This window comes from Paenilisteria riparia FSL S10-1204 (genome assembly GCF_000525995.1).
Taxonomy (GTDB): Bacteria; Bacillota; Bacilli; order Lactobacillales; family Listeriaceae; genus Listeria_A; species Listeria_A riparia.
In genome coordinates this window covers 69,633-83,999 of record NZ_AODL01000033.1, presented here as the reverse complement: position 1 = coordinate 83,999, position 14,367 = coordinate 69,633, and the positions used below count along the sequence as shown (strand labels likewise).

Genomic DNA, 14,367 nt, shown 5'->3' with positions numbered 1-14,367 from the left:
CAATAAACCAGAACAACATCTCAAAGAAACAAATTAAGAATACCGCGTAAGGCGTATCAATACTATTAATCGCTGGCGCCAACATCGTCGTAAACGCTTCTGGAATAATTTGTCCCGACGTCACACTTTGCATCGCCACACTAAGCCCCACAGCCCCAAATAAAATCACTACAAGCGGCACAATCGCCTCAAACGTCGTTGCAATCCCATCCGGCAGCCCCTTAATCCGAATCGTAATATTTTTGCGGATAAATAACGCAATCACTTCCACCGAAATCAATGACGCAAAAATCGCAATAAAAAGCCCTCGCGAATCCAGAAACGCCGTGCTAAGCGCCCCATCCACAAACTTCGTATTCAACACTAAAGTCGCCATCACACCCGCAATAATACTATGCAAAATCGGCGCCTTCATCTGTTTTGCGTGACTATACGAAATCGTAATCGCACAATATACCGATAACAACCCAAACGTAAACTGGAATGGCAAATTCAACATTTCCGCATGATTCACGAAAAATGTCTTAATTACACTTCCCGCCGGAAACATATTCCCAATCGCCGAAATAATCAGCGAGAACGAACCAATAATCAACACCGAAATCAGCGCAATCATCCCATTTTTAATCGATGAAATATGACGTTGTTTCTCAATTTTGGCGGCGACTGGCTCGAAGTACTTCTCCATAAAAGCGATGAATTTATTCATAAATGATTTTTTCTCAGCCACGCTCACCCTTCTCCTCTCCATTTAATTTCAAAATAATGGCATCTTTCAAAATATTAGCTCCGTTAACCGTCCCATAATCTTTCGTATCAATGACTTGAATCGGCTTCCCATGCTCATTGGCAATCTCGCTCAACTGCTTCAGCTGATGCTTAATTTGCGGCCCAACCATAATTACATCAAAGTCCGCCACATACTCTCGCAACTCCCCAGCAGGATGCGCCTCAATCCGAACATCCGTCTGACGTAATTTTTCACTCGATTGGGCAATCTCCTTCATCTTCGTCACCATAACGCCCGTTGACGCCCCCAAATTACAAACCAATAAAATATGCAATCGCTCTAAGTTCATCCTAAACCTCTCCCATTTCCAATATCGGCCTAAATAAGCCGTACATCTCAATCATTTCTTGAATCAATGTCGATGCCAAAATTGTATTCATCAACGTATCCTGCGCATGCACGAGCAATACCGACATCTCACACGATTCTCCGCGACTCTCCTGCACCATCAAATCCGTCTGCGCTCGGTGCGCCTCATTCATCAATGCGTCCGATTCCGCAAGCAACTCTGCAACACGCTCCTTATTGCCAACCTTCGCTTCCTGCAACGCTTCCACTAATTTAGAAAACGAATCACCAGCCAGCGATATTAATAAAAATGAAATCTTTTCCGCATCCATAAAATACAACCTCTTTCTCATTCGTAAATTGCCGACAAGACATCGTGATACACGTCGCCTGTCGATTTTCCAGCCTTAAATTTCGCCATTTTATCCTGATTCACAATCAACTTCATCAACTGCTCCACCAAAATCGGCGCCTCTTTCGTTCGTAATGCCAACGTAAAAATCACACGCACCGGCTCATCAAAACGATCAAAAAACAAAATTCCCTCCTCAATTACCGTCACACCAAGCCCGTCCTGCAAAATACCATCTTCCGGCCCAGCATGCGCCAAAACAACACCCGGCGCCACCACCATATACGGCCCATAACGCTTCATATTTGCAATAACCTTCCGTCCGAAATCCGCCGTCGTCACACCAACCTCCTCAAGCCGCTTCGCCCCAATCTCAATCGCCTGCTGCCAGGTGTTCGCCCGTCTAATCCGCACGACCATGTCCTTACGAAACACAATTTGCGGCACCCTAGGCCGTTCCCAACCATCCGAAATAAGCGCTTCCAAAAGTTCGAATTCCAGCTTACTAAAATTCGTAATCTCCGCATTCCGACTCACAATATCAAGAATCTGGCTAAACTTCCCGACCGCCTCCTGCTCCGTCTTCTTCAATCTCATTTGCAAATGGTCCTGCAACAACTCCAAATCCTCCTCCTGCAGATACCCGTTCACCCGCAAAACCCTCGAACTATCCAACTCCGGCAAATCAATCGTGCTCACCACAAAATCGAATTTCTGAATCAAATCGGGCGTCATTTTCCGAAGCGAAACCATCTCGATTTCCTCCAACTCAAAATACTGTTTCAACTGCATCGCCAACATATTACTCACCGCAACACCTTCCGGACACACAACGAGCAATTTCGGCTTTTCCATCAATAAATGCTTCCTACGCTCCATCTCCGAAGCAAAATAAATCGCTAAAAACGACATTTCCTGCGGATTAATCTGTTTCCCAAGCGACTCACAACATTCCCGAACCACTTGAAAAACCGCCCAATTATCCCTAATAAACGCATGAAAAATCGGATTCTCAATCATAACTCCCGACTCAATCCGTCGCACCATCCACAAAATATGCGCCCGAAGCTGCCTAAAAAACGCCCGATCCCCATCCATAAAATCCATCCGATACTTCCGCCCAACATCCTCACAAAGTGCCACCACAAAAGACGTAATCTGGGCCTCATCCTGCTCACCAACACGATATTGCCGAACCGTATTTAAAATAATCTCCACCGTTTTGTCCAGCATATCCACCGGCTGCCCTTTCCGAAAATCAGCATAAGACCAGTCCTCTTTTTGCGTATGTTGCTTCACAAAAGCCACAAGTAACATCAAGTACAGCTGATCATCCATCGTCCGATCAATCCCGACCTCAATCTCATCCACCTCGACCACAATCCGTTCCAACAAATCAAAATCAAACAGATTATTAAAAAACAGTTCACCTTTCTTCGACAAGCAGTCTCCCGAATCCAAGAACCGATAAAACTCATGCACACTAACAGTCTGAATAAATCGCCGCGCAAACAACGAACACTTCAGCACGATACTACCTTCCAAATAAAACCCAATCCGCGACTTATGAATCAACTCCAAATCATTCAAGAACAACTCACCCTCAATCGCCTTCAAATGATTCAAAACCGAAGTCCGCGAAATAAACAACACCTGCTCAAAATAAGTCACTGGCGTCGCCTCATCACAAAGCAACAACCGCAACAACAAAAATCGCTGAATCTCCTCCTGGCTATACTTATACCTCTCCGGCGTTATTCGTTGCTTAAACATCGCCACGACCGGCTGAACCTCCTGCTTTCTGGCCAACATCACTCCTTTTCTGCGGTGCCTCATCGTTTTTTCAAGCCCTCGTTCCTCTAAAAAAAGATCTAGCTTGTTCAAATTATAGCGAACAACCCGATCTGAAATAACCAACTCCGTCGCAATCACATTCATATTTACAAAACTCTCTTGCACCAATAAGAATTCTAAAATCTCCATACTCTGTTGATTTAACTTCATCAGCTATCATCGCCCCTCCATAGCTACAATTTAACACGTAATGATAAGGCTTACAAGACGCCGTATAGCATATTTTGTCGTATTAAACTAACAATCAATATTATGTAGCAACACCGATTCAAACCACTCTACAGAAATTCCATCCCACTTATATTCCTAGATTCCTACGTAGCGTGATATAATGAAAGTTGAACCAATAAAAAACACCGCAACTAAATTTTCTAGGAAATAAAGGAGAAAAAATGAAAACAAATAAAGTTTTATACCAAGAAATCTCTCTAAAAATAAAAAAGAATATCTTCAATGGCACTTATCCAGTTGGAAGCTATATTCCAAGCGAGCCTGAATTAGAAAAAATATTTGGTGTTAGCAAAGTAACAATCAGGCAAGCCGTCAGTGTATTGGCCGCTGAAGGTTACGTAGAGAAACAACGCGGCCGAGGCACACGAGTTATCAGTAATCAGCTTTTTAATAAGTTATCGAAAGCCAAATCATTTTCAAAAATTGTAGAAGAATCTGGTTTCAGCATCCGCAAAGAAATTCTTAATATCGAAACTATCTCCCATTCAGAAAACCATGTAATAGCACAAGCATTCGACGAAAAGGTAACCCACATCCAAAGAATGTATTTTCTAAGCGAAAAACCTTATATTATCTACCATCACTACATTCAAAAAGTCAATGATGTACTACCAGAAAACCTTAATTTAGACCATATCTCCTTGTACCAATTGTTAAAGGAGAATCATCAAATAGTAGCTTCCTTCGATGATCAGTTTGAAGTAGTAGCGTTGCATAGCGAAGAACAAGCACTACTGAAAACAGATACAAACATGGCACTGAAAAGGACGAGACAATCATACAATCAAGAAGGCACTTTAATCGAATACTCCATCGGTATCTACAATACGAAAGTTTTTCCATATCGAATTGAATATGAGGTTTAAAAACTTCATTGACTCTTCAAACATTATAATGTTATAATGTTTGAAGAAGGAGGTTAGATTGTGTTTGATATATTAATAAAAAATGCCAAAACATTAGATGGACTAACAACATGCGTTGCAATTAAACAAGGAAAAATTATTGCCGTAGCCTCTTCTCTTCAAGACGATGCGGCCGAAAAAGTGATTGACTTAAAAAGTAAGCGTTTTATTTCAGCTGGATGGATTGACGATCATGTCCACTGTGACAATGATATGCCTCTTTACTATGATACCCCAGATGAAATTGGTATTAAAAAAGGGGTTACTACAATTATTGATGCTGGTTCCACAGGTGCCGATACCATTCAAGAATTCTATCAGCACACTCGTGAAGCCAAGACAAATGTTTACGCACTACTTAATATTTCCAAAACAGGAATCATCGCTCAAAATGAACTAGCAGATCTGAAAAATATTCAAAAACAGCTCGTGAAACAAAGAGTAGCTGCACTACCTGACTTTATTTTAGGCTTAAAAGCACGCATGAGCAAAACAGTTGTAGGCGAAAATAATTATATCCCACTAGAAATAGCAAAAGAACTACAAGCAGAGCTTCATAATATACCTATAATGGTGCATATCGGCTCCAATCCACCTGAGTTGCTAGAGATTTTAAATAGACTCGACCAACGTGATGTTTTGACCCACTGCTTCAACGGAAAAGAAAATGGCATACTGGACCAAGCAGCTAAAAATATCAAAAACTGTGCAATGGATGCATACAAACGCGGTGTTCGCTTTGATATTGGTCATGGGACAGACAGCTTCAACTTTATAACAGCTCGCTATGCGAAAGAAGCAGGGATAACACCTTACACCTTGAGCACAGATATTTACTACAAAAATAGAGAATCTGGTCCAGTTTTTGACTTAGCAACAACCATGGAAAAATTACTTGTTGTAGGATACTCAATGTCTGAAATTATTCGAATGGTGACCGAACATCCCGCGGAAAGCTTCCGATTGAAGAATAAAGGCAAATTAGAAGTTGGTTATGATGCTGACATTACGATATTTGACATCGTGGAAGGAACAAAAGAGCTTGTTGATTCCAATGGCAACAAAGAAATTACAAAAAAATTAATTATCCCTAGCTATACAATTGTTGGAGGAGAGATTTATGAAAATGAACCTATACCAGAAATATAACTTAAAAAGAGTAATTAATGCCTCAGGTAAAATGACAATCTTAGGTGTTTCCAAGACGCCTGATGATATCGTTGCTTTGCAGAAATTTAGTGGACAAAATTTTTTCGAAATGGCTGACTTAGTCAACAAAACTGGTGCATACATCGCAAATTTATTAGATGTAGAGGATGCAGTCGTTGTTTCCAGTGCATCTGCTGGTATTGCACAATCCATCGCAGCTCTCATTGGCAAAGGAAGTGACTACCACACATACCATCCATATACTAAAGAATTTACGCAACGTGAAATCATCCTTCCAAAAGGACATAATGTAGACTATGGAACAGCAGTAGAAGTTATGGTGGAACTCGGAGGCGGTACACTACGTGAAGCAGGTTATGCCAACATGTGCTCAAAATCGCATGTCGAAATGATGATAACAGATAATACCGCAGCACTGCTCTACATTAAGAGCCATCACACCGTTCAAAAAAGTATGCTAACAGTCAAAGATATGGTTTCAATTAGTCAAAAGTACAACATCCCTCTCATTGTGGATGCCGCTGCAGAAGAAGATTTATACAAATATGCCAAAGAAGGAGCTACACTCGTCATTTACAGTGGCGCCAAAGCTATTGATGGACCCACTTCCGGTCTCGTAATAGGCAAAAAAGAACCTATTAGTTGGGTACGAATGCAATCAAAAGGTATCGGACGAGCAATGAAAATTGGAAAAGAAAACATCATTGCCTTTACTGGTGCAGTTGAGCGCTATATCAACACTCCAAGCGAAACCGGCCAAGAAATGCAAAAACGCTTAACTCCTTTTATCGAAGAATTAAATCACATTTCTGGCATCGAAGCCAAAGAAGTTCAAGATGCTGCCGGTCGGGATATTTACAGAGCTTCTGTCAAAGTTTCCGAAAAAAGCGCAACGGAAGTAATTGCTTTACTCAAAGAAAAAGATCCTGCAATTTACACACGAGAATACCAAGCGAATAATGGCATTATTGAGTTTGATATTCGAGCAGTCAACCAAGAAGAAATGGCCCTTATTGAAAATCGTTTAAAAGAAATTATGGAAAGTGGGAAATAACAATGAAAAAAGAACCAAACTATTTAAATAATCGTATTTGCTTAAACGTACTTGCTAATTCCGTAGAAAACGCCAAAGAGTGTTACGAAGCGGCAGAAGGCCACGTTGTACTAGGCGTACTCTCTATCAACTATTCATCCGATGCATCAGCCATTGAAGATATGCAAAAATATATCGCAGCAACAGACAATGCACTATCTGTAGGATTGGGTGCTGGAAATCCAAATCAAAGCGCTATGGTAACACGCATTTCAAGCAAACTTCAACCACAACATGTTAATCAAGTATTTACAGGAGTCGGTGCAAGCCGAGCTTTGCTGGACCAAAATGAGACTATCGTCAACGGCCTCGTGTCTCCAACAGGACGTGTAGGATATGTCAATTTAGCAACAGGACCACTAAGTAGCAAAGAAGCCGCGGCAGAAGTCCCTATCGAAACAGCAATCGCCTTATTAAAAGATATGGGTGGCAGTTCAATTAAATATTTTCCAATGAAAGGCTTGGAACACGAAGACGAGTACCGCGCAGTAGCCAAAGCTTGTGCAGAAAATGATTTCTACTTAGAACCCACCGGTGGCATCACACTAGATAATTTTGAAGAAATCGTAAAAATCGCTTTAGAATCAGGCGTTAAAAAAGTTATCCCACATGTATACAGCTCGATTATTGATAAAGAAAGTAATAACACGCGACCTGAAGATGTGAAAAAACTGTACGACATAATGAAAAAATTAACGGATTAGGGAGTAGATTTTATGAACATATTATCTTATGGAGAAGTAAATTTACGATTTAGTCCGCCAGATTATCAACTTCTTGAACAAACCAACCAACTTACTTACCAAGTAACAGGAACCGGAGTCAACTTACTCACCAATTTAAAAGCGTTCGGCATGACAACCAATTTGCTTACTAGTTTACCTGATAACCATGTCGGAAAAGCGGCAGCCGCTCATATACGAAAATACGGCATTCAAGACACATTTATTTATTTTAATCAGCATCATCACATTGGCAGCTATTTTGTAGAACTAGGATATGGTAATCGGCCAACTGTTGTTACTTATCAGAATCGACTTGCGAGTGCATTCTGTCAAGCGGAACCAGAAGACTATAACCTAGAAGCAGCGGTGGAAGCCAATGATATCATTCATATTTGCGGAATCACATTGCTACTCAATGAAAAAACTCGTACAACAGCTCTCAAACTCGCAACCTGTGCTAACAAGCTAGGAAAAAAACTTTATTTTGACTTTAATTATCGGCCAAGCTTGAATACAGAACATAGCCACCTTTTTATTAAAGAGCAGTACGAAAAGATTTTATATAAAGCAGATGTAGTGTTTGGTGGTATTCGAGATATAACGGAACTTTTAGCTATTTCTGTGGACACTAGTCAGCCCTATCTTTCCCAGCTAGAGGAAGGAATTCGAACTTTCAAACAAAAGTATGGTGTGCAAACCTACGTAGGCACGAACCGTGATTACAGCAACGGTCAGCATTTATTAAGTGGCTTTATAGATGGAGCAACTTTCAAAGTAAGTCAAAAAAAGGGGTGTCGATATCTATGATCGGATTGGCGCAGGAGATGCCTATGCTGCAGGAATTATTTACGGATTAAACCAAGAGGATTGGTCCGAAGAAAAAACGCTTGAATTTGCCGTGTGTAATGCTGTTTTGGCCCACACTATTCCAGGAGATGTTCCGTACACTAGCATAGAAAACGTGCAATCATTAATGAATGGCGAACAGCAAACTTTGATTCGCTAAACAGAGAGGGAGAAAAATATGCATGATGTTTACTTATTTTCAATTACAATTGTCGCTATTTTGATCGTTATTTTAGGAGTTTCTTGGTGGAAATGGCATGCTTATCTTAGCCTGTCTGTGGCCACAATATTTTTAGCCATTTTTGCTGGTATGCCTTGGGGGAAAATTGCCGGCGCATTTGAAACTGGTGTTGGTGCAGTTTTAGGACATCTCGTTGGGATTTTAGCACTAGGAACTATTTTAGGAAAAATGATGTCTACATCTGGAGCAGGCATGCAAATTGCTAATTTCTTTATAGATAAATTTGGTGTCAAGCGCCTCCCTTGGGCAATGTTTTTTTCAGGACTTATTATCGGTATTCCTGTATTCTTTGAAGTTGGTTTAGTTATCTTATTGCCCATTGTTTTGTCTATTCAAAAAAATGTCAAACAGAATATTCTCTTACTTGGTTTACCAGTTTTAGCAGGTTTATCCATCGCACATGGTATCATTCCACCTCATCCAGGTGCAATGACAGCCATTAGTATCTATAATGCCAATGTTAGCGAGGTCTTACTTTACGCCATTTGTTTTGCTCTACCAGCAGGCATTATTGCTGGACCTTTATATGCTAAATTTATTAGTAAACGAATTACACCTGAACATGAACCCACTTTAATGCGCCCAGATACCATAAAAGATAATAAGCGTTTACCTTCAGTAGGGATTTCGTTCTTTATTGTATTTTTACCAATCATCTTGATGCTACTTACTATGATAGCGGCACTTTTCAAACTGCCAACAGAGCTTACAAATATTATTGACTTTATTGGAAATCCACTCATTGCACTACTTATTTCTGTTTTTGTAGCTTATTATTTCTTAGGCTTCCGATTAGGATTAAAGGCAGATATTATTAGAGATTTAACAGATGAAAGCATGAGACCGCTTGCGTCCATTATTTTAATCATTGGTGCTGGTGGTGCCTTTAAGCAAATCCTGATTGATACAGGGGTAGCAACGGCGATAGCTAATCTCTCAAGCCAAATGCATTTATCTCCTATTGTTATGAGTTTTTGCGTAGCTGGATTGATTCGGGTTGCGACAGGGTCTGCTACTGTAGCATTGACAACTGCAGCGGGAATTGTAGCTCCCATTGTAGAGAGTATGACAGGAGTAAACACAGCTCTACTTGTTATTGCCACAGGTGCCGGATCACTCATGTTATCTCATGTTAACGATGCCGGATTCTGGCTAGTAAAAGAGTATCTAGGCTTAACAGTTAAAGAAACCTTCAAAACTTGGACTGTCTTGGAGACATTACTATCGTTCAGTGTGTTCTTTATGGTCCTCATTGCGAACATCTTTGTTTAAAAAAATTAAAAAAAACTTGACCACACAACAAAATCGTATTTTCCGATAGTGTTCTATAACAGTAATATCTTCCACATCACTGCATAAAAAATACACACCGAAAATCTTAACTTTGATTTTCGGTGTGTATTTTAAATTATTTAAAACAAACTAATCAAAAAAGGATACAAAATAAAACAGACTAAATCTCAAATTCAAGTTTAGAGTTGTTGCTGAATTTCGCTTCAAATTCAAACTCTTTGTAGTCTTTGCCAAGATTTAATTTAGTAAGTACTTGGTTTACGATTTGTGTTTGTGATTTCTTTTGGATGTCAAAATTAGCGAAGATTGCTTCGATTTTAGCTTGTGCTGCTGCGCCTTCTAGTTTTTCTTTTGTGAATTCATTTTCGAACGTAGCTTTGACAGTGCCGTTGCTTTTTACTTCATATTGGAATTCTACATCTTGCTTTTTATACTGGATTTGTACTTGAATTTTTGTAACGCTTAGTGCTGCTGGTGTTACGGCCGGTGTGTCTGTTCCTGTAGAACCAGAGCTACCACTACCAAATGTGCCGAAGTTTACTTGTGTTGTGTAAGGTGTTGTAATGTACGCAAGGTGCAGACCTTTATTGCTGTTTTTCGCAATATCTGTCAAAATGCCTTTTAATTGTTGCGTGTAGGCTGTTGCGCTTGCCGCGATTTGTTTCGCTTCTGTTGCTTTAAAACCAGCTTTTGTCCATGTTTTGTTTACTTTCAATTGGTTGTAAACTGCATTTACATTCGCTGGTGTTACTTCTACGCCAGTTAATACAGCAAGGTCTGCTTTCGTAAATTGTTGAATTGTTTTGTAGCTATCTTGATACGTGATATTACCAATCTGTTCTGCTGCCAAGGAAGTTGTTGGCGCAATCGTTGTCAATCCCAAGCTTAATGCTACACCTGTTGCTGCTGCTACTTTTACAAATTTGTTCATCTAAATCTCTCCTATTCCTGTTCTATTATAGATTGGACACTATTATTTAATCTATAGTACCTAAAACAATCATATGGCAAGTGGATAATAAAGTCAAGGCTTTTCTATTATAGAATAAATAGTAGTTAACAATGTATTGATTAAAAACCTTGATATTGCTATAATAAGGCTAACTATTAATTATTATTTTAAATAGAGTAGTGTTAGCAGGAGGACGAGTAATGCGTACGTCAATTCAGTTCAAAAAAGGTGTCCTAGAACTTTGTGTTCTATATTTAGTTCAGAAAAAGGACCGTTACGGCTATGAATTAACGCAGAAAGTAAACAAACATATTGAAATTGCAGAAGGAGCACTCTATCCATCATTACGCCGCTTGGTGAAAGATGGCTACTGTTCCACCTATACACAAGACTCACCAGATGGTCCTTCGCGAAAATATTATCATATTACGAACTTAGGTAGAGAATACTTAGACGAATTGTTAACAGAATGGGATAAATTCGTAGTAGACGTTAACAATCTTCGTGAGGAGGAAGACAGAGATGAATAGACGGGAATTTTTTAAACTATTAGAAGAAGGTTTCGCGACACTCGATATAGAGGAGCGCGAAAGCCTTCTTGCTGATTACGAAGAGCATATCCAAATCAGTATGGCTTCTGGAAAAACAGAAAAAGAAGCGCTAGCTCACATCGGTGATCCACGGCATATCGTTGCTTCTTACTTTGAGGAGAATCGACTTGATGCTGCTCTGCACGGTCTCGATGATGTGAATAACCGAAAACGCATTCAGTGGACGTCTTTATTTTCTATCTTGTGGCAAATCATTATTTTAATGTTATCGGCTCTGTTCATTTTATTTAGCGGTGTAACTATTATCGTTTATATTTTGAATTGGATTTCTATTGGACAAGTCATTATATATCAGCTGTTTCTGTGTTGTGTACTAATCGGAATTGCGTTACTTTTATCATCATTATTAGCCTCTACTTGGCGACAATTCATGACTAGAAAAGGAGCATCGCGATGAAAAAGCATATTATTTTCGGGATTTTACTAACAGCAATTGGGTGTATCGGTTTCCTGATTTGCCTCGTTTCTGGAAACATTATTGATCAGGGCCATGCCTACACTAAGAATTGGTCCATTTCAAACAAAAGTCTGCAAAACTTAACCATACGAAGTGACTACAATATCGACGTCAACTTCAAAAAGACGACAAGTGATCAGAACTATATCACGCTCAATGGCAATCTAACGCCAAAACAAATCGAGAAGTTAAATAATACGGTTCTTGCTAAAGGTAACCTGACCATCGATATGGAACATTCGAATCCAATGCTGAACAAAATCAATTTACAAGACTTCGGCATTCAAGACATCACCATCCATTTAGCTTCCGATTTTCAGTTTAACAATGTCGTAATTGAAAGCGAAACTGGAAAAATCGACGTCAATAACCTCACCAGTAAACATTTAAAAGTAGCCGTCCAGTCTGGTTTTGTCGAAGGTTATAAAAATGATATTCAAGACGCCACCATAAAAGCAAAATCAGCAGATGTCGAACTCTTGCACTGGCTCGGAAAGGTCCTGATTCACAATGACGAAGGGACCACTATTATCAAAGATTCCATCGGTGATTTCCAAATCATAAGCCAATCCGGAATTGTGCAATCTCATCGCAACATCGGCGAAACTATCCTACTGCAAACCAACACTGGGAAAATAGTGTCCACCGATGATGACGTCACAACCTTAAAGGTCAACACAAAAGCTGGTGCAGCAATCCTGGAAGAGCTTGATGGCAAACTAACAGCTACTGCAGGTACAGGTAAAATAGTTCTGCGCAACATTCGCGGCGACCTGACTGCAACAACCGATGACGCTGATATCATCCTAGACCAGCAAACCGTCGCTGGCAACATCACAGCAATAAGTAAATCTGGCTTAGTCAAAATGACATTGTCACCACTTTTCAAATCAGCGCCAATTACAACACAGACAAGTACTGGCGAAGTTGTCACACCGAAGACATTCTCCGCACGCCAAGGTTCACCAAAAATAAATATTAAGACAGACTCTGGCGACATTAAAATATTCTCCGAAGAGTAAGCAAAATATCCCTGTTCTACGAAATCTGAACAGGGATATTTTTTGTATTCTAAAATCTACATAGGTTCTTGAGAGTCACTCTAGGCCAAGGAACAAAGTCACTTAATCAGCGTTGTCTCTAAACCAACGAGTTTTGCCCAAGTTAGAATTTGATCTGTCGTTAAATTTAGTGAGACAACCGTGTGATGTCCACCACCAGCTTCTAGCCAGGCATGAACACCTTCATGGAAACCAGGTTTCACTTCCCATAAAACACGTGCCACTGGTAAATGCGGTGCTGGTTCTGTCGGCTCAAATGCAGTGACTTCATTAATCAATAGTTTGTAATGCGTGCCAAAATCAGCCATTGATACAACGACGCCGTTCCCAGCTTTTCCGTCAAACACAAGTCTTGCCGGGTCTTCGCGGTCGCCCATAGAAAGTGGCGAAACAACGATTTTCGGCTTGTTCACAGCAAGTGTTGGATCTACTTCCATCATATGCGACTGCAAAATCGCTTCTTTACCCGCCGCTAATTCATACGTATAGTCTTCCATAAAACCTGTGTTTTCATTGTGTGCCATCACTTTCATTAAGCGGTCAATTGCAGCCGTTTTCCAATCTCCTTCACCTGCAAAGCCATATCCTTCTGCCATCAAACGTTGCACGGCAAGCCCTGGTAGCTGTTGTAAACCATATAAATCTTCGAAATTCGAAGTAAAGGCATTATATCCGCCTTGTTCAAGGAAACGACGAATACCAATTTCTTGGCGAGCCTGTACTTTCACGTGTGCTTCCCAAGTTGTCGCATCATAATCGCCATAATCAAAGTCATAGAGCTGCTTGTATTCGCTAAACAAAGCCTCCACTTCTTCATCTGTCACAGCATCAACTACTTGAACCAAATCGCCAATTCCAAAATAGTCAACAACCCAACCAAACTGGATTTGTGCTTCCACTTTATCGCCTTCTGTTACGCCAACATTCCGCATATTATCACCAAAACGGGCCACTTTAATATTAAAACTTTCCTCATACGCAACTGCTACATCCATCCAATCAGCAAGTTCAGACATCACGCGATCTGTTTTCCAGTAACCAACTACGATTTTATTTTGTTTACCAAGACGAGCATTAATAAAACCATATTCCCGGTCGCCATGTGCCGATTGATTCAAATTCATAAAATCCATATCAATCGTTTTCCATGGAATACTTTCGTTGAATTGCGTTGCCAAATGAAGTAATGGTTTTTGTAATAATTTCGTACCACGAATCCACATTTTAGCCGGTGAGAATGTATGCATCCATGTGATGACACCAGCAACTTCATCCCGATAATTCACTTCTTTCATGATGTTTGTAATCGTGTCTGCTGTTACTGCAAGCTCTTTTAGCACAATCGGATATGGCATTTTGCCACTTTCATTCAGCGCATCGACCATCTCTTCAGCATCTTTTTTGACACTCCTTAACGCTTCTTCTCCGTACAAATGTTGCGAACCTACGACAAACCAAAATTCTTTTTTAGCTACTTTTAACATGTTTCTTCCAGCTC

14 protein-coding genes and 1 pseudogene are annotated in these 14,367 nt (G+C 40.1%); 9 read left to right on the top strand and 6 right to left on the bottom strand.

All coding sequences use genetic code 11. From position 1 onward, the window contains the following. From PRIP_RS14620 to PRIP_RS14605, 4 genes and pseudogenes are all read right to left on the bottom strand, one after another. Positions 1-709 (bottom strand): annotated as a pseudogene (locus PRIP_RS14620) (PTS sugar transporter subunit IIC); the annotation flags it as partial. A gap of 13 nt (positions 710-722) precedes the next feature. Further along, positions 723-1,079, bottom strand: coding sequence for a PTS sugar transporter subunit IIB (locus PRIP_RS14615; protein ID WP_036102060.1), 357 nt, complete (start codon positions 1,077-1,079; stop codon positions 723-725). Between the two features lies 1 nt (position 1,080). Then, complete coding sequence (locus PRIP_RS14610; protein ID WP_052008965.1) at positions 1,081-1,410, bottom strand: PTS sugar transporter subunit IIA; 330 nt, start codon at positions 1,408-1,410, stop codon at positions 1,081-1,083. A 17-nt stretch (positions 1,411-1,427) separates the two neighbouring features. Further along, the gene (locus tag PRIP_RS14605) at positions 1,428-3,434 is read right to left on the bottom strand and encodes a BglG family transcription antiterminator (RefSeq protein ID WP_036102058.1); all 2,007 of its coding nucleotides are present in this window, start codon (positions 3,432-3,434) and stop codon (positions 1,428-1,430) included. A 242-nt stretch (positions 3,435-3,676) separates the two neighbouring features. On the opposite strand from PRIP_RS14605, the gene PRIP_RS14600 reads away from it, so the two are divergent. The 6 genes from PRIP_RS14600 (at position 3,677) to PRIP_RS14575 (ending at position 9,767) form a co-directional block, all read left to right on the top strand. Continuing rightward, positions 3,677-4,381, top strand: coding sequence for a GntR family transcriptional regulator (locus tag PRIP_RS14600; RefSeq protein WP_036102056.1), 705 nt, complete (start codon positions 3,677-3,679; stop codon positions 4,379-4,381). Between the two features lie 60 nt (positions 4,382-4,441). Then, complete coding sequence (locus PRIP_RS14595; RefSeq protein ID WP_036102054.1) at positions 4,442-5,569, top strand: amidohydrolase/deacetylase family metallohydrolase; 1,128 nt, start codon at positions 4,442-4,444, stop codon at positions 5,567-5,569. Beyond that, positions 5,541-6,644 carry a DgaE family pyridoxal phosphate-dependent ammonia lyase gene (locus PRIP_RS14590; protein ID WP_036102052.1) on the top strand — a complete coding sequence of 368 codons (1,104 nt, stop codon included), beginning with the start codon at positions 5,541-5,543 and terminating at the stop codon, positions 6,642-6,644. The genes PRIP_RS14595 and PRIP_RS14590 overlap by 29 nt, the downstream gene beginning before the upstream one ends. A gap of 2 nt (positions 6,645-6,646) precedes the next feature. Continuing rightward, positions 6,647-7,387, top strand: a complete 741-nt coding sequence (dagF, locus tag PRIP_RS14585; RefSeq protein ID WP_036102051.1) for a 2-dehydro-3-deoxy-phosphogluconate aldolase — start codon at positions 6,647-6,649, stop codon at positions 7,385-7,387. A 12-nt stretch (positions 7,388-7,399) separates the two neighbouring features. Continuing rightward, positions 7,400-8,215 (top strand): sugar kinase, encoded by an 816-nt coding sequence (locus tag PRIP_RS14580; protein WP_241434194.1) that lies wholly within the window; start codon positions 7,400-7,402, stop codon positions 8,213-8,215. A 217-nt stretch (positions 8,216-8,432) separates the two neighbouring features. Then, the gene (locus tag PRIP_RS14575; protein ID WP_036102049.1) at positions 8,433-9,767 is read left to right on the top strand and encodes a GntT/GntP/DsdX family permease; all 1,335 of its coding nucleotides are present in this window, start codon (positions 8,433-8,435) and stop codon (positions 9,765-9,767) included. 181 nt (positions 9,768-9,948) lie between these two features. On the opposite strand, the gene PRIP_RS14570 is transcribed toward PRIP_RS14575, so the two are convergent. After that, positions 9,949-10,719 carry a YusW family protein gene (locus PRIP_RS14570; protein WP_036102047.1) on the bottom strand — a complete coding sequence of 257 codons (771 nt, stop codon included), beginning with the start codon at positions 10,717-10,719 and terminating at the stop codon, positions 9,949-9,951. Positions 10,720-10,940: 221 nt separating this feature from the next. On the opposite strand from PRIP_RS14570, the gene PRIP_RS14565 reads away from it, so the two are divergent. The 3 genes from PRIP_RS14565 to PRIP_RS14555 are packed head-to-tail and all read left to right on the top strand — an operon-like array spanning position 10,941 to position 12,830. Further along, on the top strand, positions 10,941-11,270 hold the full coding sequence (locus PRIP_RS14565; protein WP_036083935.1) for a PadR family transcriptional regulator: 330 nt from the start codon (positions 10,941-10,943) through the stop codon (positions 11,268-11,270). Beyond that, positions 11,263-11,748 carry a DUF1700 domain-containing protein gene (locus tag PRIP_RS14560; RefSeq protein ID WP_036102045.1) on the top strand — a complete coding sequence of 162 codons (486 nt, stop codon included), beginning with the start codon at positions 11,263-11,265 and terminating at the stop codon, positions 11,746-11,748. The genes PRIP_RS14565 and PRIP_RS14560 overlap by 8 nt, the downstream gene beginning before the upstream one ends. Continuing rightward, on the top strand, positions 11,745-12,830 hold the full coding sequence (locus tag PRIP_RS14555) for a DUF4097 family beta strand repeat-containing protein (RefSeq protein WP_036102043.1): 1,086 nt from the start codon (positions 11,745-11,747) through the stop codon (positions 12,828-12,830). Before PRIP_RS14560 ends, PRIP_RS14555 begins: the two co-directional genes overlap by 4 nt. 98 nt (positions 12,831-12,928) lie before the next feature. Here PRIP_RS14555 and araA read toward each other — a convergent pair whose 3' ends face one another. Then, on the bottom strand, positions 12,929-14,353 hold the full coding sequence (araA, locus tag PRIP_RS14550; RefSeq protein WP_036102041.1) for an L-arabinose isomerase: 1,425 nt from the start codon (positions 14,351-14,353) through the stop codon (positions 12,929-12,931). Between the last annotated feature and the right edge of the window lie 14 nt (positions 14,354-14,367).